General features: G+C 61.5%; 16 protein-coding genes. 8 read left to right on the top strand and 8 right to left on the bottom strand.

The window, feature by feature from the left end; genetic code table 11:
• Window positions 1-48: 48 nt before the first annotated feature.
• The 5 genes from ACETK3_RS14845 to dnaA all read right to left on the bottom strand — a co-directional run bounded on the left by ACETK3_RS14845 (window position 49) and on the right by dnaA (window position 5906).
• Window positions 49-603 carry a DUF721 domain-containing protein gene (locus ACETK3_RS14845; protein WP_236800391.1) on the bottom strand — a complete coding sequence of 185 codons (555 nt, stop codon included), beginning with the start codon at window positions 601-603 and terminating at the stop codon, window positions 49-51.
• Entirely contained in the window at window positions 593-1798 is a 1206-nt protein-coding gene (gene recF / locus ACETK3_RS14840; protein ID WP_236800390.1) for a DNA replication/repair protein RecF, read from the bottom strand. Before recF ends, ACETK3_RS14845 begins: the two co-directional genes overlap by 11 nt.
• 45 nt (window positions 1799-1843) lie before the next feature.
• Complete coding sequence (gene gnd, locus ACETK3_RS14835) at window positions 1844-2728, bottom strand: phosphogluconate dehydrogenase (NAD(+)-dependent, decarboxylating) (RefSeq protein ID WP_373993127.1); 885 nt, start codon at window positions 2726-2728, stop codon at window positions 1844-1846.
• A gap of 93 nt (window positions 2729-2821) precedes the next feature.
• Entirely contained in the window at window positions 2822-3946 is a 1125-nt protein-coding gene (dnaN, locus tag ACETK3_RS14830) for a DNA polymerase III subunit beta (protein ID WP_373993126.1), read from the bottom strand.
• 538 nt (window positions 3947-4484) lie between these two features.
• Window positions 4485-5906, bottom strand: a complete 1422-nt coding sequence (dnaA, locus tag ACETK3_RS14825; RefSeq protein WP_018769876.1) for a chromosomal replication initiator protein DnaA — start codon at window positions 5904-5906, stop codon at window positions 4485-4487.
• 468 nt (window positions 5907-6374) lie between these two features.
• Here dnaA and rpmH point away from each other — a divergent pair, with 468 nt between their 5' ends.
• From rpmH to ACETK3_RS14785, 8 genes are all read left to right on the top strand, one after another.
• Window positions 6375-6512: a 50S ribosomal protein L34 gene (gene rpmH, locus ACETK3_RS14820; protein ID WP_003800212.1), complete on the top strand. Its 138-nt coding sequence runs from the start codon at window positions 6375-6377 to the stop codon at window positions 6510-6512.
• 40 nt (window positions 6513-6552) lie between these two features.
• Window positions 6553-6963: a ribonuclease P protein component gene (rnpA, locus tag ACETK3_RS14815; protein WP_236800387.1), complete on the top strand. Its 411-nt coding sequence runs from the start codon at window positions 6553-6555 to the stop codon at window positions 6961-6963.
• Window positions 6956-7348 (top strand): membrane protein insertion efficiency factor YidD, encoded by a 393-nt coding sequence (gene yidD / locus ACETK3_RS14810; RefSeq protein ID WP_373993125.1) that lies wholly within the window; start codon window positions 6956-6958, stop codon window positions 7346-7348. The genes rnpA and yidD overlap by 8 nt, the downstream gene beginning before the upstream one ends.
• A gap of 15 nt (window positions 7349-7363) precedes the next feature.
• Window positions 7364-8332 (top strand): membrane protein insertase YidC, encoded by a 969-nt coding sequence (yidC, locus tag ACETK3_RS14805; RefSeq protein ID WP_236800385.1) that lies wholly within the window; start codon window positions 7364-7366, stop codon window positions 8330-8332.
• Entirely contained in the window at window positions 8332-8895 is a 564-nt protein-coding gene (locus ACETK3_RS14800; RefSeq protein WP_236800384.1) for a R3H domain-containing nucleic acid-binding protein, read from the top strand. Before yidC ends, ACETK3_RS14800 begins: the two co-directional genes overlap by 1 nt.
• 19 nt (window positions 8896-8914) lie before the next feature.
• Complete coding sequence (rsmG, locus tag ACETK3_RS14795) at window positions 8915-9565, top strand: 16S rRNA (guanine(527)-N(7))-methyltransferase RsmG (protein WP_236800383.1); 651 nt, start codon at window positions 8915-8917, stop codon at window positions 9563-9565.
• Between the two features lie 89 nt (window positions 9566-9654).
• Window positions 9655-10737 (top strand): ParA family protein, encoded by a 1083-nt coding sequence (locus tag ACETK3_RS14790; RefSeq protein WP_373993124.1) that lies wholly within the window; start codon window positions 9655-9657, stop codon window positions 10735-10737.
• 65 nt (window positions 10738-10802) lie between these two features.
• A complete protein-coding gene (locus tag ACETK3_RS14785; protein WP_236800381.1) occupies window positions 10803-12086 on the top strand; it encodes a ParB/RepB/Spo0J family partition protein in 1284 nt (427 codons plus the stop codon).
• Window positions 12087-16360: 4274 nt separating this feature from the next.
• On the opposite strand, the gene trxA is transcribed toward ACETK3_RS14785, so the two are convergent.
• The 3 genes from trxA to ACETK3_RS14770 all read right to left on the bottom strand — a co-directional run bounded on the left by trxA (window position 16361) and on the right by ACETK3_RS14770 (window position 19588).
• Complete coding sequence (gene trxA / locus ACETK3_RS14780) at window positions 16361-16687, bottom strand: thioredoxin (RefSeq protein ID WP_236800380.1); 327 nt, start codon at window positions 16685-16687, stop codon at window positions 16361-16363.
• A 34-nt stretch (window positions 16688-16721) separates the two neighbouring features.
• Window positions 16722-17678: a thioredoxin-disulfide reductase gene (gene trxB, locus ACETK3_RS14775; protein WP_236800379.1), complete on the bottom strand. Its 957-nt coding sequence runs from the start codon at window positions 17676-17678 to the stop codon at window positions 16722-16724.
• A 224-nt stretch (window positions 17679-17902) separates the two neighbouring features.
• Window positions 17903-19588 (bottom strand): ABC transporter substrate-binding protein, encoded by a 1686-nt coding sequence (locus tag ACETK3_RS14770; RefSeq protein WP_373993123.1) that lies wholly within the window; start codon window positions 19586-19588, stop codon window positions 17903-17905.
• Between the last annotated feature and the right edge of the window lie 116 nt (window positions 19589-19704).

Here is a 19704-nt window from a genome sequence, read left to right as displayed (position 1 = left end):
CAGCGCCCTACACGGCCTTGGACGCAGTTTCAAGAGCTGCCGTCCGGACTATCCATACGTATCCCGCGGCCCGCGGCCGTTGACGCTGCGCCCGCCTTTGCGCCAACTAGGTGCCGAGGGGCCAAGCACCTGGATGCTGGTAACCACGCCGTCGCCCAGTTCGCGGCGGAATTTCTCGAGCAGGCTGCTGCTCAGAAGCCGAAGCTGGGTTGCCCAGGCAGTGGAATCACACCGCACGTGGAGAGTGGTATCCGTGAAGCTTTCGGGTGTGCAGTGGGCGGAAATTTCCGGCCCGACCAAGGTGGCCCATTCGGCCATGACGGATCCAACGGCCACAGGCGAGGTCCAGCCGCGCTCCGCGACAAGCCGGCCAACGACCTTTCCCAGGCCCAGCGGATCGCGGCCGGTGGCGTGGAACTGGCTGAAACCCCTGGTGTCCCGGATGCTGCCTTTGGCCTTTGCGGCACCCGGCTTCGCCACTTTCCGGCGGACTTCGCCTCTTGCGGCCGCCGCTTCGCGCATGCGGTTCAGCGCAGCCTGCGGGGCGTCGATGTTGTCAGGTTCGCGGCCTGGCTGCAGCCCGCCGCCCTGTTCACTGCTCATCGATACCTCCCGGGATGACTTTCACCCGCCGCCCGGACAGCTCTTCCGGAATATCGGCGTCGACGGCGGCGGTCACCAGGACCTGTTCCGCGCCGGAGACTATTGCCGCCAGTTTACGCCGACGCTGGACGTCCAGTTCGGCAAAGACATCGTCAAGGATGAGGACGGGAGCGGAACCGCCAGTCCGGGCATCGTCCAGCATGACGTAGTAGGAAGCGAGCCGGAGGGACAGGCACATGGACCACGTTTCCCCGTGCGAGGCGTAGCCCTTGGCGGGCGCCTGCCCGAGCATCAGTTCCAGCTCGTCGCGGTGCGGGCCAACCAGGGAGATCCCCCGTTCCAGTTCCTTCTTCCGGGATTCGGCGAATGCCCGGACATACCGTTCCGTGAGTTGTTCGACGGAGAGAAGCCGCAGGTCATCCTGTTCGTCTGGGGAACCTCCGTCCGTGGTGCGCTGGGCGCCGGAGGCCGGGACGCCGTCGTCGTCCATCTGGTTCTGGAGCGTTGAACGGTAGGTGGCGTCAGCGGGCTTTGATGCGTCGGTGAGTTCCGCATAGGCGCGGGCGAGGTGCGGGCGAAGCCGTTCCACCAGCTCCAGCCGCGCGTGCAGCAATTCCGCTCCGGCTCGGGCCATGTGCTGGTCCCACACGTCCAGGGTTGACTCATGCGCGGCGGTGAACCGCCCGGCCCGCGCCGACTTTAGCAGGGCGTTGCGCTGCTTGAGAACCCGGTCGTAGTCACTGCGGGTGGCGGCGTGGTGCGGCACGAGGCTGGCAAGCAGCTCGTCCAGGAACCGGCGCCGGTTGGACGGATCGCCCTTGACCAAGGCCAGGTCCTCCGGGGCAAAAAGGACGGTCTGGCAGATGCCCAGCAGGTCGCGGGCGCGGACGGGGTTGCTGCGGTTGATGCGTCCCCTATTGGCGCGGCCGGCATTGATTTCCAGCTCGAGGACTGTGGTCTGGGTGCCCCGGACGAGCCGGGCGCGGACCAGTGCCCGTTCCGTGCCGAACCTCAGCAGTGGCCCATCGGAACTGACCCGGTGGGAGCTCAGTGTGGCCAGGTACCCGATCGCTTCCATCAGGTTGGTCTTGCCGATGCCGTTGGAACCCACCAGGACGGTAACGCCGGGGCCCAGGGCAAGGTCAACCTGGGCGTAACTGCGGAAGTCGGTCAGTGAAAGGTGTTCCAGATACACGCGGTTTTCGGCAATTCTGGGAACCCTGCAGGTTCCCGGTGGGTGCTACTTGGCGGGACGGGTTGCGTGGCCGCCGAACTGGTGGCGAAGCGCGGAGACCATCTTCATGGCGGGTGAAGTGTCCTCCCTTGATGCGAAGCGGGCGAACAGTGCGGCGGTGATGGCGGGGGCGGGGACGGCGTTGGCGATGGCCTCTTCCACCGTCCAGCGGCCTTCGCCGGAGTCCTCCACGTAATCGTCGATCGAGGCCAGGCCCGGGTCCTCGTCAAGGGCTTTGACCATGAGGTCAAGCAGCCAGGAACGGACAACAGTTCCCTTCTGCCAGGCCCGGAACGTGCCGGGCAGGTCGGTGACGATGTCCTTGGCCGCAAGCAGTTCGTAGCCCTCGGCATACGCCTGCATCAGTCCGTATTCGATCCCGTTGTGGACCATCTTGGCGTAATGGCCGGCACCGATGCCGCCCACGTGGACAAAGCTGTCCGCCCTCTCACCCTCCGGACGCAGAGCATCAAAAACCGGAAGCGCCCGTTCGATGTCGGCGGCGTCGCCTCCGGCCATCAGGCCGTAGCCGTTCTGCAGGCCCCAGACTCCGCCCGACACGCCGCAGTCGGCGAACTGGATCCCCCTGGCGGCGAGCAGTTCGCCGTGCTTCTGGTCTTCCGTGAACCTGGAGTTGCCGCCATCGATGACAAGGTCTCCCGGCTGCAGCTTCTCGCTGAGTTCGGTGACCACTGCGTCGGTGATGGGCCCTGCCGGCACCATGACCCAGATGATCCTCGGGGTCGGAACAGCAGCGATCAGGTCATCAACGGTGGCGGCGTCGGTGACATCGGGATTCCGGTCGTACCCGGTGACCTCCACGCCGCCCTTGCGAAGGCGTTCGCGCATGTTGAATCCCATTTTGCCGAGACCGATCAGTCCAATGTGCACGTGGAACTCTTTTCTGCGCGGGTGGGAACGGGAAATTTGACGTTGCTGCCAGCCGGCGTCTTTGGCTGGGCCGGTCTGGCAGCCGTCAGCCAGCTAGTTGGGCAGGCGGACGGGCATCACCAGGTAGCGGTAGTCGTCCTGGTCCTCGCCGTCGGCATCGGCCTGGGCCGTGATCATGGCGGGCTTGGGTGCCGTGGTGAAGGAGAACCGGACGAACTTGGTCTCTATGACGCTGAGGCCTTCGATGAGGTAGTGCGGGTTGAAGGCAACGGTGATGTCCTCGCCGGACAATTGGGCTTCGAGTTCCTCCGACGCCTGGGCGTCCTCACCGGTGCCGGCATCCAGGTTCAGCAGGCCGGCAGTGAAGGCGAGCCGGACAGGGGTGTTCCGCTCGGCCACGAGTGATACACGGCGGACGGCTTCCACCAGTTCCTGCGTCTGGACCGTGGCGTGGATGGGTGTGGACTCAGGGAACAGCGAGCGGATCTTGGGGTAGTCGCCGTCCACCAGCAGGGATGTTGTGGTGCGGCCGCCGCTTTCGAATCCGATAAGCCGGCTGTCGTCGTTGGACAGTGCCAGGTTGATGTCTCCGCTGTTGCCAAGGGTCTTGGCGACCTCGTTGAGGGTCTTGGCCTTGACCAGGGCGCTGGTGGAGATGCCCGGCGTGACCGGCTTCCAGGGCACTTCCCGCATTGCCAGCCGGTAGCGGTCGGTGGCCAGCAGGGTGATCAGGTCATCCTCGATCTCCATGCGGACGCCGGTGAGGATGGGAAGGGTGTCGTCCTTGCTGGCGGCGATGATGACCTGGGAAACGGCCTGGGCGAAGGCATCGCCGGGGACGGTTCCGCTGATGGCGGGAAGGGCAGGCAACGGAGGGTATTCCGCCTCCGGCATGGTGGCCAGGTGGAAGCTGCTGCGGCGGCAGGTAAGTGTGACTTTGTTGCCGTCGGTCTCAACGTCCACGGGAGCGGAAGGCAGGCTGCGGCAGATATCGGCGAGCAGCCGGCCGGAGACCAGGATGGTGCCTTCATCGCTGATGTCCGCGGTGATTTCAAGACGTGCCGAGGTCTCGTAGTCAAAGCTGGAGAGGCTGACGGTTCCTGCTTCAGCCTTCAGGAGCAGGCCGGAGAGGACGGGCACAGGCGGCCGCGGAGACAAGGACCGGGCTGTCCAGGTAACGGCTTCTGCCAGGACGTCCCGATCGACTCTGAACTTCACGGAAGGGTGCCGCCTTTCATTGCTGCTGCCATGTAAACCCGGGAATTTCGTGCGGAAACTCCGGAAGAAGTTGGGCGCACCCCCGCTGGTGCATGGTCCGCGGAGACGGAAACCACACAAAAACCCAGGGATGGGAGCGCTGCTGACAGCTTAGCCGGAAGATCCGGGATTAACCCATCCCCCCAAAGTCCAGTCCGGCCCTTGAGGGGCCGGCAGGACCCGTTGGTGGACCTGCGCATCGATCTTGTTGTTTGAGGGACTTCGATTTTTTGGGATTCGTAGTGTTAATAACTGCTGTGGAAACTGTGGATAACCCGGTCCTGCCCCACGGTTCCGCGGTTAAGCCCTGTTCATGGAGTGTGCGTTACCTGGGTTTTAAACAGGGTGTGGATGGGGACAACGCAAAAGCGCATTTTTAACGATCCACAGGCGGCTTAAGGGTTTTAAGCCCATTAACCGCGCTTGTCCCCTTAACTATCCACAGGCTTATCCACATGCCCCTGTTAATAAGGTATAGAGTGCGGGCCGCGGTGTGGATTCAGGAGTCGCGCTGCTGCTGCTTGATCCGGTTGGTCAGCTCGGTCACCTGGTTGTAAATCACACGGCGCTCGGCCATCAGCTCGCGGATCTTGCGGTCTGCATGGATGACGGTGGTGTGGTCGCGGCCGCCAAGTTCCTGGCCGATCTTGGGAAGCGACATGTCAGTGAGCTCCCGGCAGAGGTACATGGCGATCTGCCGTGCAGTGACCAGGGTCCGGGTGCGGGACTTGCTGCAGAGTTCCTCCATGCTGAGCTTGAAGTAGTCCGCCGTCTGCTGGAGGATCTGCGCGGAGGTGATCTCCTGCGCACCGTCATCGGTAATGAGGTCCTTCAACACCATCTCGGCAAGGGCCACATCCACCGGCTGCCGGTTCAGGCTGGCGAACGCCGTGACGCGGATCAGGGCGCCCTCGAGTTCACGGATGTTGCTTGAGATCTTGGAGGCGATGTACTCCAAAGCGTCATCCGGGGCGGAGAGGCCCTCGCTCAGGGCCTTCTTCCGGAGAATGGCGATACGGGTTTCAAGTTCCGGCGGCTGGATGTCGGTCAGCAGGCCCCATTCGAAGCGGGATTTCATGCGGTCTTCGAAGCCCGCCAGCAGCTTGGGCGGCTGGTCCGAGGTGATGACCACCTGCTTGTTGTTGTTGTGCAGGGAGTTGAACGTGTGGAAGAACTCCTCCAGCGTCCGGTCCTTGCCGGCCAGGAACTGGATGTCATCGATCAGCAGCACGTCGACGTTGCGGTACGTGGTCTTGAAGCTGGCGCCTTCATCGTCGCGGATCGAGTTGATGAAGTCGTTGGTGAATTCCTCAGAGTTGACGTAGCGGACGCGGATACCGCTGTACAAGCGCCGGGCATAGTGGCCGATGGCGTGGAGGAGGTGGGTCTTGCCCAACCCGGAATCACCGTAGATGAACAGCGGGTTGTAGGCCTTGGCCGGAGCTTCAGCGACCGCGACGGCGGCAGCGTGGGCAAAGCGGTTGGAGGAACCGATCACGAAGGTATCAAAGACGTACTTGGGATTCAGCCGGCCGAACTCATGCGAGGTGCTGGGCAGCATGGGCTGCGGCTTCTGCTCGATGAGCTGGTCGGGTGCGTACGCGGGCTCGACGACGGGCTCAGGCTCTTCGTGGATGGGAACCAGATCCGTGTCGACGTCAATGGCGCAGCGGATGTCCTCGGAGAAGACGTTGTGCAGCGCGTCGTCCAGCGCGTCCTTGACCTGGGTCTGCAGTACTTCACGGGTGAGTTCGTTGGGAACAGCCACCAGGAGGGTGGAACCGATGAGTCCCTGCGCCTGGGCAAGGATGACAAAGCCCCGCTGCCGTGGGGAAACGCGGTGGTCCTGTTCAAGCAGGCTGACAACCCGGCGCCAGGAACTTCCGACAGTATTGGCGTGGTTGGCTTCGTCTACTGTCATCAATCGGTTCCCTCAAAACTTGCTTTGCCTGCATTGCCTGCAGCCAAGTCCGGAACCAGGGTCCTGGCCCAACTTCATCCACAGGGTTATGCACAACCCGTGGATAATCGGCTACTGGGACACTCTAGGGGATGAAAAGCCTAGAAGATAGCTGGCTATCCGGCTGTGGATAATTACACTGTTGTGGTTCTCCGGAAGGCCCTGTGAGCCACTTCATCCACAGGCTGTTGGGGATACTTAGGCACAGCTGGGGACAGCCCGGGAGGCAGCTTCCGGTTTGACTCCGGGCTGCGGATTGCCCTAACGTTGTGAAGTCCTTTGTGTCCGCTTTTTGGCCCCGTATGAACTTTCCAGTCGTAGTGCGCCTGGTCAGCTGGGGGAAGCGTGCATATACAAAACTTAGCGTCGGCCAGTTCTTCCCCAATACTGATCGGGTGGGCGCACCTTTGATCCACTGGAGTAACTAACGTGAGCAAGCGGACTTTTCAGCCGAATAACCGCCGTCGAGCCAAGAAGCACGGCTTCCGCCTTCGTATGCGTACCCGTGCCGGCCGTGCCATCCTGGCAGCCCGTCGTGGCAAGGGCCGCACCGAACTGTCGGCCTAAATAACTGGCTCGTCGGTAGACATCCCCTTGCGAGTTTAAGGTGCTGGCCGCCCGCAACCGCCTGAGGACCTCAACCGATTTTTCAACAACTGTACGTTCCGGTGTCCGCAATGGGCGCCGGAACGTAGTGTTATATGCGGCAGCTATTGCTGCCGACGAACCCAGCCGGATCGGGTTCATTGTTTCCAAGAGTGTAGGGAACGCTGTAGTCAGGAACCTCGTTAAGAGGAGACTGAGAGAAGCAGCTGCTGCGTCGCTGCGCGAGCACGGTACGGGCCTTGCCATCGTGGTGCGGGCGCTTCCTGCGTCTGCCACTGCCAGCTGGGACCAGCTGCTGTCGGACTACAACGCTGCACTGGGATCTGCGCTGAACCGGCTGGCCGGCCGCCCTTTGCGGGCTGCCGCCAAAGGTTCGGCCGGTACAACACAGGAGGGGACAACGCGTGCCTAACGCCACTGCCGTCGTCGTCCGCTCCCGCAGAGTGTTGGCCGCCGTCGGGAGGTTCCTCTGGAACCTGCCCCGGAACATCCTCATTGTCCTGCTGATCGCTTACCGCAAGGTGGTTTCTCCCTTGTATGGTCCGGTCTGCCGATTTTTCCCTTCATGCTCGGCGTATGCCCTTGAAGCGGTCACTGTCCACGGGGCAGTCAAGGGAAGCTGGCTCGCAGTCCGGCGCCTTGGTCATTGCCACCCATGGAACGCCGGCGGAGTGGACCACGTCCCCGCCGGCCGCCGGGAATGGCCGGAAGGCCAGACCCCCACAATTGTTGTGCTGAACAATCCGGACATTTACCTGGTTGCTCGGACTGATGAAGAAGGCCGCAGTGCGGCCTGACGAATAGGGATAAGTATGGACTTCTTTGGAACAATCATGGCCCCGTTCAAGTGGCTGGTTTCCATCATCATGATTGGATTCCACGATGGCTTGAGTGCTATCGGGATGCCCGCCGCGAATGGCTGGACCTGGACGCTGTCCATCATTGGGCTGGTGCTGGTGATCCGTGCCGCCCTGATCCCGGTGTTCGTCAAGCAGATCAAGGCCCAGCGCGGCATGCAGTTGCTGCAGCCGGACCTCAAGAAGCTCCAGGACAAATACAAAGGCAAGACTGACCAGTTGTCCCGGCAGGCCATGGCCCAGGAACAGATGGCCATGTACAAGAAGCACGGCACCAACCCGTTCTCCGCCTGCTTGCCCATGCTGATCCAGATGCCGTTCTTCTTCGCGCTGTTCCAGGTGCTGTCAGGAATCACGGCCGCACGCCAGACCGGTGCCGGCATCGGGGCGATGAGCCACGAACAAGTGGTGCAGTTCGACGAATCCAGCATTTTCGGTGCGCCCCTGTCTGCATCCCTGCTGCATGGCGGCGGCGGCAACCAGATGGCTGTCTGGATCCTGTCCATCGTGATGATTCTGGCCATGACGGCCTCGCAGTTCATCACTCAGAAGCAGATCATGGCCAAGAACATGTCCGAAGAAGCCATGGCCAGCCCGTTCATGCGCCAGCAGAAGATGATGCTGTACATCCTGCCGATTGTTTTCGGTGTGGGTGGCATCAACTTCCCCATCGGTGTCCTCATCTACTGGACCACCACCAACCTTTGGACCATGGGCCAGCAGTTCTTCGTCATCCGCCGCATGCCGACGCCGGGATCCCCCGCAGCCAAGGCCCTCGCCGAGCGCCGTGCCGCCAAGGGCCTGCCCGCACTTTCCGTCCTGAGCGGCAAGCGGGAAGAGGCAGCCGACGACGCCGCGGCCGCCGCAGTTGAGATTAAGGGACAGCGCGTCCAGCCCCAGCGCAAGAACAGGAAGAAGAAGTAATGTCTGCCGAGAGCACCGAGCACGCCTTTTCTGAAGAGATCGAAGATCAGGACGATTCCGTGAACCAGGATGCTTCCGCCGCCAAGGTTTCCGCCGCCAGCCGCCTCGAGGAAGAGGGGGACGTCGCTGCAGACTACTTGGAGGAACTGCTGGACATCGCCGATATCGACGGCGACATCGACATTGAAGTCCGCAACGGCCGCACCTACATCTCCATCGTCGCCGACGAGGAAGCCGAAGGGCTCGAAGGCCTGGTTGGCGAAGACGGTGAGGTCCTTGAAGCGCTCCAGGAGCTGACCCGACTGGCAGTCCTTTCAGCCACGGAAAACCGGTCCCGGCTTGTCCTGGACATCAACGGCTACCGGCAGGAGCGCACTGGCCACCTGCAGAAGATCGCCGAAGATGCTGCAGCGTCCGTAAAGGAAACCGGCAAGTCGGTGGCACTGGAACCGATGAGCGCCTACGAACGCAAGATCGTCCACGACGCCGTGGCCGACCTTGGCTTGGTCAGCGAGTCCGAGGGCGAAGGCGCCGACCGACACATCGTTGTATCCGCGGACTAGGGAAGCTGACCCGATAACCATGGTTGACATCACGGCAGCAGAACTCCGCGCTGCTGAGAAAATCTTCGGTGACCGGCTGGACCTGGCCAAGCGCTACGTGGAGCATCTGGCCACGTCCGGAACCGAGCGCGGCCTTATTGGGCCGCGGGAGGTTCCCAGGCTGTGGAGCCGGCACGTCCTCAATTGTGCGGTCATCGAAAGCGAAATTGCCCAGGGAAGCCATGTTGCCGATGTCGGAAGCGGCGCCGGACTGCCTGGACTATGCCTGGCCATCGCACGACCGGACCTTGAGCTGACGCTCATCGAACCGTTGGAACGCCGCGTGATCTGGCTCCAGGAAGTGGTGGATGACCTGGGACTGGACAATGTCACGGTTATGCGCACACGCGCGGAGCTGGCCGTAGGACAGGTTGAGGCTGACGTGGTAACCGCCCGTGCCGTTTCGGCCTTGACCAACCTGGCCGGCCTGACCATCCCGCTCCTCGGCGGCCACGGTGAAGTGGTGGCCATCAAGGGACGCAGCGCCGGGGAGGAAATCGAGAAGGCGGCCAAGACCATCCGTAAGCTGGGTGGCGTGGAGACCTCGGTGGTGACAGTAGGTGACAACCTCCTCGAGGAGCCCACTACCGTGGTCCGCATCGTGGTGAACAAGTCCCAAAAGAAGTCCTGACCCGGGCCCGCTGACGGCTGTCAGCAGGCAGGAGCGGCTAGGCTAGACAACGGCAGCAAAATTGGCTGAACGAGAGTGAGTGTGCCCCAGTGACCAGTAGTGAAGCCTCCGCACAACGGATCCCGCCGTTTGTGTCTTTGGGGTCGGCACGTTCTGTCGCTGGGTCCGGGCTTGCCGGTGTCGGCACGGCTCCTGCCCGAGATGGAAATCATCCGAAAACGGGTGTCTCTGCAGCGTCCGGTAAGGCAGTTTCACGTGAAACAACCGGTGGCGGTCGATCCAACGTCATTGACGCTATCGATGATTCCAGCCCCATCGCACGGGAGCTTGCCCATGAGACGAAGCGCCGTGAACGCCTAATGGGGCGCCAGCTCCCTCGCCCGGAAAAGACTCGGATCTTTACGGTGTCCAATCAGAAGGGCGGCGTGGGCAAGACCACCACCACGGTCAACATCGCAGCCGCCTTGGCAGCTGCGGGACTCAATGTGCTGGTCATCGATATCGATCCCCAGGGCAATGCCTCCACAGCTTTGGGCATCGAGCACCACGCTGACGTGGACAGCATCTATGACGTCCTGATCAACGATGTCCCTCTTGCCGACGTCGTAGCCCCGTGCCCGGATATTGGAAAACTCATCTGTGCGCCGGCCACGATCCACCTTGCAGGGGCCGAAATTGAGCTCGTGTCCCTTGTGGCCCGTGAGCAGCGGCTGCGCCGGGCCATTGATGTCTATGCCAAGGAACGCGAGAAGAACGGCGAGGAGCGGCTGGACTATGTGTTCATCGACTGCCCGCCCAGCCTCGGCCTGCTGACCGTAAACGCTTTTTGTGCAGCCAGCGAGGTACTGATCCCCATTCAGTGCGAGTACTACGCGTTGGAGGGCCTGAGCCAGCTCCTGAAGAACATCGAGATGATCCAGAAGCACCTCAACGCGGACCTCGTTGTGTCAACCATCCTGCTCACCATGTATGACGGCCGTACCAACCTTGCTGCCCAGGTTGCCGCGGAGGTACGCCAGCACTTCCCCGAACAGGTTCTCTCCGCCGTGGTTCCGCGGTCTGTCCGGATCTCCGAAGCCCCCAGCTACCAGCAGACGGTCATGACGTACGATCCGTCCTCAAGTGGTGCCCTGTCCTATTTGGAAGCAGCCGCTGAAATAGCGGAACGCTAAAATCTTCAATACCGCAACGCACGGAGCAAGGCCCAGCCTGGCTCTACCACTGGAGGGATTTACCCATGAGCGAGAAGCGACGGGGCCTAGGCCGCGGTCTTGGCGCGCTGATTCCAAGTTCCGCCGCAACCAATGGTTCCGGTAACGGTGGGGCGGTATCGCGGCCTGTGGACCTTTTCTTTCCGGAGGGCCGCAGGAAGACAGAACCCACGGAGCAGCCAACAGCCGCAGCAGCGACCAGGACGCAGGAGGCGGAAACGCCTACTACCCCTCCGTCTTCGGTTAAGCCAGCTGCCTCCAAGGCTCCTGCCGGCAAGAGCAGCGATGATAAGAAGGCCCCTGCGGCTGCGCCCGCTCCGGCAAAGAAGGCTCCTGCCAGGAAGTCCCCCGCCGCGGCATCCAAGGCTGCTGCCGCTGAACCTTCTGCCATCGTGGAAGATCCGGAAGTGCCAAAACGGGACGACCCCGTAGGCCCTGAGGAGCCGGCTGAGACTGGTGCGGCCCCCGACTCCGGTGTTGAGCTGGTGGAAGTCCCCGGTGCCCGTTTCGCTGAAATCCCGGTCTCGGACATCCACCCGAACCGGAAGCAGCCCCGCAATGTCTTCGATGAAGACGACATGGCCGAATTGGTGCACTCGGTTCGTGAAATCGGCGTTCTCCAGCCAATCGTGGTTCGCACATCAACCGAAACCGGTAGCGAACCATATGAACTCGTCATGGGCGAACGCCGCTGGCGCGCAGTCCAGGCTGCAGGGCTTGACACCATTCCCGCGATTATCCGTGACACGACGGATGACGATCTTCTCCGTGACGCGCTTCTCGAAAACCTCCACCGCAGCCAGCTGAACCCGCTGGAAGAGGCGGCGGCGTACCAGCAGCTCTTGGAGGACTTTGGTACCACCCATGAGCAATTGGCGGATCGCATTGGCCGTTCCAGGCCGCAGGTATCCAACACTCTTCGCCTGCTGAAGCTGCCGCCGTTGGTGCAGCGGCGGGTTGCTGCCGGAGTGCTCTCGGCAGGCCACGCACGTGCCCTTCTGTCGCTTCCCGACGCTGCTGCAATGGAACGGCTGGCGCAGCGAATCGTTGCAGAGGGTATGTCTGTGCGAGCCACAGAAGAGGCGGTGACCTTGTACCAGGATCCTGCAAAGCCTGCCAAGAACAACATTCCCCGCCCTGGGGCCCGGCATGAGCGCTTGGATTACCTGGCATCTTCGCTCTCCGACCGCCTGGACACCAACGTCAAGATCTCCCTTGGCGTAAGGAAAGGCAAGGTAAGCATCGAGTTTGCCAGCGTTGATGACCTGAACCGCATCATGGATGTTTTGGCTCCTGGATCCACCAACTAATCGCCACAGCAAAAGGGCCCGGTTCGTCTTGAACCGGGCCCTTTTGCTTTGCTCTTCAAATCCCTACTCGCCGGTGTTTCAGCGTCGGACCGCTAAAAAGTGACAATCGAACCGCATAACCGTGCAAAGCATCTCCAGTTAGCGTGCAAATTACATAGCCGCCGGTGTTCATCGACATTCCCAGGGGGCGTTAGTCGGGGTATCCGTCGGGAAGGCTGACTCGGTAGCGGCGGCAGTCAAGTGGCGGGGTGCTCGGCAGCAGTGAGGGTGGTTATCTCCTTCTTTGCGGAACCGTTGGCGGCCGCCGCACCAACGGGTGACATAGGGCGCGAAAGGTCCCATCAAAGGGGCCGCGTTCTCTTGCACGCGGGCAGCAAATGACGGGTATGACCATGCGATTCGTTGCGGATAAAGGCCGTATTCACGATTAGAAGAGGTCCGCGGGAGTTATCGGTCCTACTCCCATGGCCCAACGCCTCGTGTTTCACGTGAAACGATGCCAGCGGGAGGCTTGCGTACACGCTAGTCCCCCACTCGCAGAAACGCCGCCCACACCGCATTCGCTTACGCGCGACGTCTGAAAGCTTGACGCATGTGCTACGCGACCGCGTTCGCGTGGCCGTCGCATGGAGCACCGCCGGGTCCATCCGTGATGATTGAATCGTAGTGCGAGGGCGCAAGAATCTGGTGGCTGGCGGTCCATTCGCAAATTCCTCCAACAGAACAACTAAGCGAATAAGCGATACGGAGGCGAGTGGCTCTTGGTGGATACAGCCCCGCTGCCTTTTCGAACAACCGGAGCACTAGGCGAAGTCGCACGCGAGAAGTCGTGCGCGCGGGTTTCGAGGCGGGTTTATGGTCCAGGCTCGCATCTTGATCAGTGGCTGTGAGGAATCCACTCGGCAGCGTGCCCTTCGTAAACTGACTGCCCCAGTTGGAGTCGACGTTGCTGCACTCAGCCCAGTCTGCTGCTCCGTAGCTGCCGACACGGCAAGTTCTTCCAATGCGCTCTGACCTGCGCGCCTAGCTGCCGGCGCTTCACTTTTTATACCTGTCCCCGCTCCGCGTTCCAGGCTGTCGGAGACATGCGGGTAACGCTTGCAGTAGAAGTGGGCTTGCCCGGCCCTGCAGTTGACGCATCGGTTTCACGTGAAACATGAGGAGCACCCTACAAGGTTGACTTGTTCTCCTTGGCCGCGGGCCGGTTCACCCCTGCTAAGGGCTACCCTTTCAATTTCAAAGCACGGTCTGAGGCGGTGACGAAGCGGTCCCCCAGGCACGGACACTCTGCCATGCCTGTTTCACGTGAAACGCTTCCACGGCCCTTCACTGCCCCGTCGGTAAAGTCTCCGGCTACTGCGAGGGATGACAATGCGGCGTTGCCCGATCTCGGCGTGGGCTTGGACATAGTTCTCCGCACTTGTGATGGAGCCGGATGTCCGCGGGAGGCGCAGCAGACCGTCTCTTGCGATCGCACTGTTTAGGAGTTTCGTGTAGTGCTAGATGGCCACCATGTTCCTCAGGATCATACGTTCGGTGTCTCTATCCGGTGGTCGTCCGGCACAATACCGTATTCGGCTCACCCGGAGGCAGGTATCGATGCCACCGTTGCAGAGGTCCTGCGTCTGCCCGAGGAAGAGTGGTCGTGCACTTCAAACCTTCCTCTTTCGGAAGGGCTGCCAGTACATACGATCGTGGGCCATCGCCTCACCAATGTGGATCCCGGGGCATCGCGGGGCTTCCTGTCCATACGCACTAGTTTGCTGAAGTAGGGGGTGCACTTCAACCGGCATTTGGGCAACTCTGGGCCCTAGTGTCGAGCAAGACTCTCGGCTCCCTACTCCTTTAGCGACGCGTCGGGGCGTTGGATGGCTCCAAGTCATCAGCCGCGCACCCACGTCCAACTCATCCTAGTCTGTCGACTCACGAGCTTCCTGGGTTGGAGGTATGAGTACAGGCCTAGGGGCTCTTCGTTATCAAGACGCTCGAGTGCACGAGCCCTCATGAGCGGTGGATAGTGCTGTGGATAACTTTGTGGATAGGCTCACAGGTGGATCGGGCCGCTCCAGGTCGCCTTGCGTCTCAAGAGGCGATGCCCAGACGAATTCTTTTCTATATGCTTTCATCTTGCTTGCGTGACGTTCCAACGTTTCACGTGAAACAAAGGACGTGGTCAGGCCTACAGGCGGCCGGAGTACCTGCTGAGACGTATAGCAGTTGCTAAATCTCACCTATCGGGTGCTGGAGCCGTTCTTGCGAACAGCACCGACGGCTTCAAGATTGGTAGTCGCAGTATTTGAGCAGCAGGCATCCACTGGACTGGCTTCCGCTAGCCGCACGTCTGCCAGCGATGGGCACGCCTGAGCCTGTGGACAACGCTGTGGATAGTGATCCGCGACCCTGTGGATAAGGCTGGGGAAAAAGCCAGCTGCGGTAGTCCGCCTTCGCCCCATCCTCCTCCCCCGTCCTGTCGCTAGTGACTGCAGTAGACGCTGTGTACTCGCGCATGTTGGCGCCACTCATTCGGTGTCTCAATCTACTTCGCATGGATCCCTACACGGCCCGTAATCCGTGGGCGTTCCTAGGTGGCGACTAGCCACGAGGATGACAAGAATCCCGATAGGTTGGGCGATGTCGCAGTCCATGTCCTCTCCCTTGGGATCATCACGGACACTCCCGTAATTGCTAGTTGCCGCGGCGGCCGGCATGCTTCGCCAGGCGTGTTGCTGCCCTCGAATACGTGTGTACCGAGATCTCATGAACGAGCCCAAGGTAGAGCCCCTACCCGATATTCTGTTGAGGTCGTGAGCCGGAAAATTCTGAACCGCATGAGCGCCGACCGGAGCAGTCATCTAGAGCTGAGCTGGGGTACGGGCAATCTGCATGTATAGCAGCACTGTCTCTACCGGAAACTCATGCGCCTGCGGGCCCCTCCACGCAAGCGGTTTCACGTGAAACAGCCCATCGAAGGTGCTGCCTGTTTCACGTGAAACAAGCACGTCGCGGCGGCAGGCACTGCTTGGGCGTCCGCCCATGCTGAACGACCGCTGTGGTGGGTCTCCTCCCCCTGCAGGGTAATCGCTATGGTCGCGTGGTCTTCCTGTGGGCAGGACGCACGTGGGCGATGTGCGCCCGGCCTATCGATCCAGCTCCCTTGATGTGGGCAATGGCGCCGCAAGCGCTTGCTACCGGACCGGCGTGGCTCGACCTCATCGCAGGCTCCATCAACATCAAAACGGATCGGATCTGTGCCCTGTGAAGGGCCAGGGCCTCGGCTGTGGGGGCGCCCGGCTAGGGAGTGCCTACCATTCGCGCCGCTCACAACGGCTTGCTTGTGTGTAGGTATCGTGCGGCGGCTTGGACTTAGTGCCTCTCAGTTTTCGAGCGAGGTCGCGTCGACAGTTGGACGAGGAACGTAGAACTACTGAGGCTGTTCCCGTAGGCGCGGTTCCAGCGGACGAGGAGGGCGGGTCTATAGATCCTAGTTGTCCGTCTGACGGTCAACGAGTCAGAGCCGTAATGGGGATTCCTTGTACGGTAAGAGGCCAGCGCGCAGCCAGCGCGGCGCTCCAGGGTGGTGATATTCATAACCGCGCGCGGTACGAGAATAACGCACGAAGGAATACGAACCCCGACAATGCCAAGTGCAGCGGCGGGGAAAGAATTACGCGCTTCACACCTGCTGCTTTTGTGCGGGACGATGGTCTGACGACTCATCGCGCTTGGGGCGTTTCTTGGCCCCAACTCTGCGACCGCCCCAGGGCGGTATTCGAGACTACGTTGCCGCATTAGGTCCCTGGCGGCGTACTGCGGTACGGGCGTGGCGTGCTGGTTTCACGTGAAACACGCCTGGCCGCGGCAGTGCAGGTAGTGCCCAAAAGACGTGAGAACGTTACAGCTGATGCTTGGCTTCAATACTTTCATACAGTTGCATACCACCGACTCGACCTGAAACTTGCATCGTGCAGGTTCGCCCATCAAAGCTAGTCGAAAAACTCAGTCACAGCGATACGGTGTGCCTGGCTCGATCGATTCAGGGGGCACCCACCACCGCTCCGGAAATTGCAACCAGCGAGTCGATGTTTCCCGTGAAACAGGCACCCCTGGTAGCTACCAACGCTGGCGGCAACACCGCCGCGTATGAGGATGGTGCTCGAAACCCTATAAATAAGACCCAGAAAGGTACCGAACGTCCTGCACATAAAAGAGTGGCCACCGCCTCCCGGCGATGGCCACTCCTACAGGAAACCCATGTTCACCATGGGCGCTACAACCTAGGACAGGACGTCAGCAAACTCCTTCTCGAAAAACTGCTTCGGCTTTGCTCCGATAACGGTGCTCTTCACCTGGCCACCCTGGAAGAGGTAAACGGCAGGAATGGAGGTGATTCCGTACTCCGCAGCGATCGCGGGGTTGTCGTCAACGTTTACCTTGACGACGTCCACCTTTTCACCGTACTCGACGGAGATCTCATCCAGAATGGGGCCCAGCTTGCGGCAGGGGCCGCACCATTCCGCCCAGAAATCCACGATTACCGGCTTCTCGGCCGACAAAACGTCAGTGCCGAAACTTGCGTCAGTTACATCTTTAGCGTTGCTCATAACCTATCTTTCTCTTCGGATAACAGTGCGCGGATCAAGCCGGCAGGTCTGCCAGGTAGTGTTCGACGTCGATTGCTGCGACACACCCGGAACCAGAAGCGGTAATCGCTTGGCGGTAGGTGGGATCCACAACGTCGCCGGCCGCAAATACGCCGGGAAGGCTTGTCTTGGAGCTTCGACCCTCTACTGCAATGGTCCCTTCCGGGGTCAGGTTGAGGACGTTCTTGACCAGGTCAGTTCGCGGGTCGTTGCCGATCGCCACGAAGACACCTGTAACGGCAAGCTCCGACTCCGTGCCGTCCACCAAATTCTTCAACCGAAGACCGGTGACCTTGTCGGTTCCCAGCACGTCAGCAACAGTGCTGTTCCAGATGAAACTGATCTTTTCGTGCTCCAAGGCTCGGTCAGCCATGATTTTGGAAGCCTTGAGGGTGTCGCGACGGTGGACAACCGTGACCGATTTCGCAAACTTCGTAAGGAAGAGGGCTTCTTCCATGGCGGAGTCACCACCGCCGATGACAGCGATGTCCTGATCCTTGAAAAAGAAACCGTCACAGGTTGCACACCAGCTAACACCATGACCGGACAGCCGCTTCTCGTTGGGCAGTCCCAGCTCCCGGTATGCAGAGCCGGTGGAGAGGATGACGGCCTTCGCCTTGAAGGTCTCCCCCGTGGCGATGGTGACCGTCTTGACCGGCCCCTCCAGCTCCAGCGCGGTTACATCCTCAAACTGGATCTCCGTCCCAAAGCGGGCGGCCTGCTTCTCGAAGTTCTCCATCAGGTCCGGGCCCATGATTCCCTCGGGGAAACCAGGATAGTTCTCCACGTCCGTGGTGTTCATTAGCTCGCCGCCGGCAGTAACCGACCCGGCCAACAACAGTGGCTTGAGGTCCGCCCTGGCGGTATAGACGGCCGCCGTATAGCCCGCCGGGCCCGAGCCCACAATGATGACGTCGCGAACATCCGACGCCGTCTTCTCTTCGATGGTCACTGGACCGTGAACCTCTTCCTTGTTCGACTCGCCTCCCTGTGGAGGCCGGCCACATGGCACAACTGCGTCCGCGTGCTGAATATTCCAGCGCCTGGGCAAGGCAAACCCCCGACAGCATGAGAGATAGTTGCAGTCAGGGCGCACTTTCCAGACTACATTCCCAGCCAGGCTGGTTCGCGCCCGGCAGCAACATGCGGAGTCGTAAAGCCGCCCAGGCTCCCGCCCTACTGGACCTTGATCTCAGCCAGCCGGAGGCCGTAGCCGTAACGGGTCTTGGGTGCCGCGAGCTTGGGCAGTGAGTTGATGGACACAATGACATACTGTGCCTGCACGGGCTCCGGGAGGGGCATGTTCAGGTCCGTGGACGTGAAGCTGTTGGTCCCAACCAGCTTGGCACCGTCCGTGGTGGGCTGGTCATTGGTGTACATGCTGATGTTGCCGCCCGATCCCCCAAGCTGGGAGAGCGTGATGGAGGAGACAGTGGACTGGCTCTTCAGCTTCACCACGAGGGGAACACCCTGCGGGGCCAGGCCGCCCCAGTTCTCCGTGGCGAACTCCATGTCGGACCAGTAGCTTGCGGCGTTGCCGTCGTACGCCTTGATCAAGTCGCGGTCGAAAGTGGCGGCAAAGTCGAAGTTACCCTGCCTGCTGACACTCTCGATGGCCGGCGGAACTACCGGTGGTTTTGAGGGAGCTGCCTGCGTTGCCGGCGCGGATGCCTGCGGTGCAGTGGTGCTCGCTGCCGGTGCGGCCGTTGGCTGGGCCTGTGGTTCGGAGGTGAATAGGCTGCCCAGGTTGGTGACGGCAAAAATCAGGCCAGCAATCAGAACCACGGCCAGCAAACCCCCAACCAGCCAACGCATGGAACGGGGCTGGTTCTGGGATTCATCCCGGTCATCGTCGTAGTCGTCCCGGTCAGCGAAGGAGACTCCCGCGGAAGCGGGTGCTGCCGCGCGGGCGAACAGGGCAGATTTGCTCTTGACCGGCCGCGGCTCCTGCTGTGCTTCGTCGGTGTCCTCGTAGCGGTCCTGGTCCCCCGCGTGTGTGTAGTCGTCGTCGGACCACAGGGAAACCTTTGGCTTGCGCTGCTCCGCGGCAGGGTGGGCCTGGGTGCTGCCGACGGCCGCCGTATCGTTCGGGCCCGTGTCTGTCTCCGCGGAACCAGCACGTTCAGACGGAGAAGGAGCACGATTGGTTACCGGCTGGGCGGCGGTGGCATCCGGGTCGACCCGGGAGGCTCCCAACCCCGTCTTTGATGCTGCGGCACCGGAAGCAGCGGCAGCACCAGCAACACCGGCGGCTGCACCCGCAGCAGCTCCGGCACCGCGGTGGCCGTTCGAGGCAGGCGGCTGAGAGGCAGGCTGCTGAGAGCCAGCCTGCTGCGGACCAGGTTGCTGTGCTGCGGGGCGAACGGAAGGCCGGGGCGGTACAGCGGGACCGGAACGGTAGGGATCAACCTGGCTGGGGTGCGAATCGGCGTAATTGATGTACCCGGCCTCGACGTGGTCTTCCTCGTCGTACGGCTCAGGCTCGTGGGACCGGGGCTGGCCAAAGATTTCACTGCCCAGGGTGTCCGTAAAGAAGGGCTCAACGTAGGGCGGATTCGAGGTAACCACCAGATCCAGCAGGTCGGCAGCGGACGTGTGGTTGGTGATGAGGTAGGTGGTGTCCTCGGTCACGCCAAGGTCCAGGACCTGCACGGTGCCAGGGCGTTCGCCGGTGGCCACTTCGCGGGCGCTCTGGGCAACCTGTTCGGTGTTTTCCGGTCCGGCAACCAGGATGCTGACCGGGCGGTTGAGGACCTGGTCCACACCGTCCAGCACCAGATCGTGGTCATGCGAGGCCAACACTGTGGCGGTGACCTTGTAGCGGCCGCCCAGTACTGATCCGACATCGATCGGGTTGGACACGTGTTCCTCCTAGACTGTCCGGGATTGCCGGCCTCTATGACGCAACCGCCGTTCAGGCGCCGCGCACGGCCAACCCTGAATGCAACTACCCCTGTACCTGTTCGATCCTAGCTGAT

Source organism: Arthrobacter sp. E44, from assembly GCF_041877125.1.
GTDB lineage: Bacteria > Actinomycetota > Actinomycetes > Actinomycetales > Micrococcaceae > Arthrobacter.
Note: the sequence above shows the minus strand (reverse complement) of the source record. Positions and strands in the feature narration are given on the sequence as shown.

Bases quoted from the DNA above. Each gene is read 5' to 3' on its own strand.
- ACETK3_RS14845 (WP_236800391.1), bottom strand. From the start codon at position 603: ATGAGCAGTGAACAGGGCGGCGGGCTGCAGCCAGGCCGCGAACCTGAC.
- dnaA (WP_018769876.1), bottom strand. From the start codon at position 5,906: ATGACAGTAGACGAAGCCAACCACGCCAATACTGTCGGAAGTTCCTGG.
- yidC (WP_236800385.1), top strand. From the start codon at position 7,364: ATGGACTTCTTTGGAACAATCATGGCCCCGTTCAAGTGGCTGGTTTCC.
- ACETK3_RS14800 (WP_236800384.1), top strand. From the start codon at position 8,332: ATGTCTGCCGAGAGCACCGAGCACGCCTTTTCTGAAGAGATCGAAGAT.
- rsmG (WP_236800383.1), top strand. From the start codon at position 8,915: ATGGTTGACATCACGGCAGCAGAACTCCGCGCTGCTGAGAAAATCTTC.
- ACETK3_RS14785 (WP_236800381.1), top strand. From the start codon at position 10,803: ATGAGCGAGAAGCGACGGGGCCTAGGCCGCGGTCTTGGCGCGCTGATT.
- trxA (WP_236800380.1), bottom strand. From the start codon at position 16,687: ATGAGCAACGCTAAAGATGTAACTGACGCAAGTTTCGGCACTGACGTT.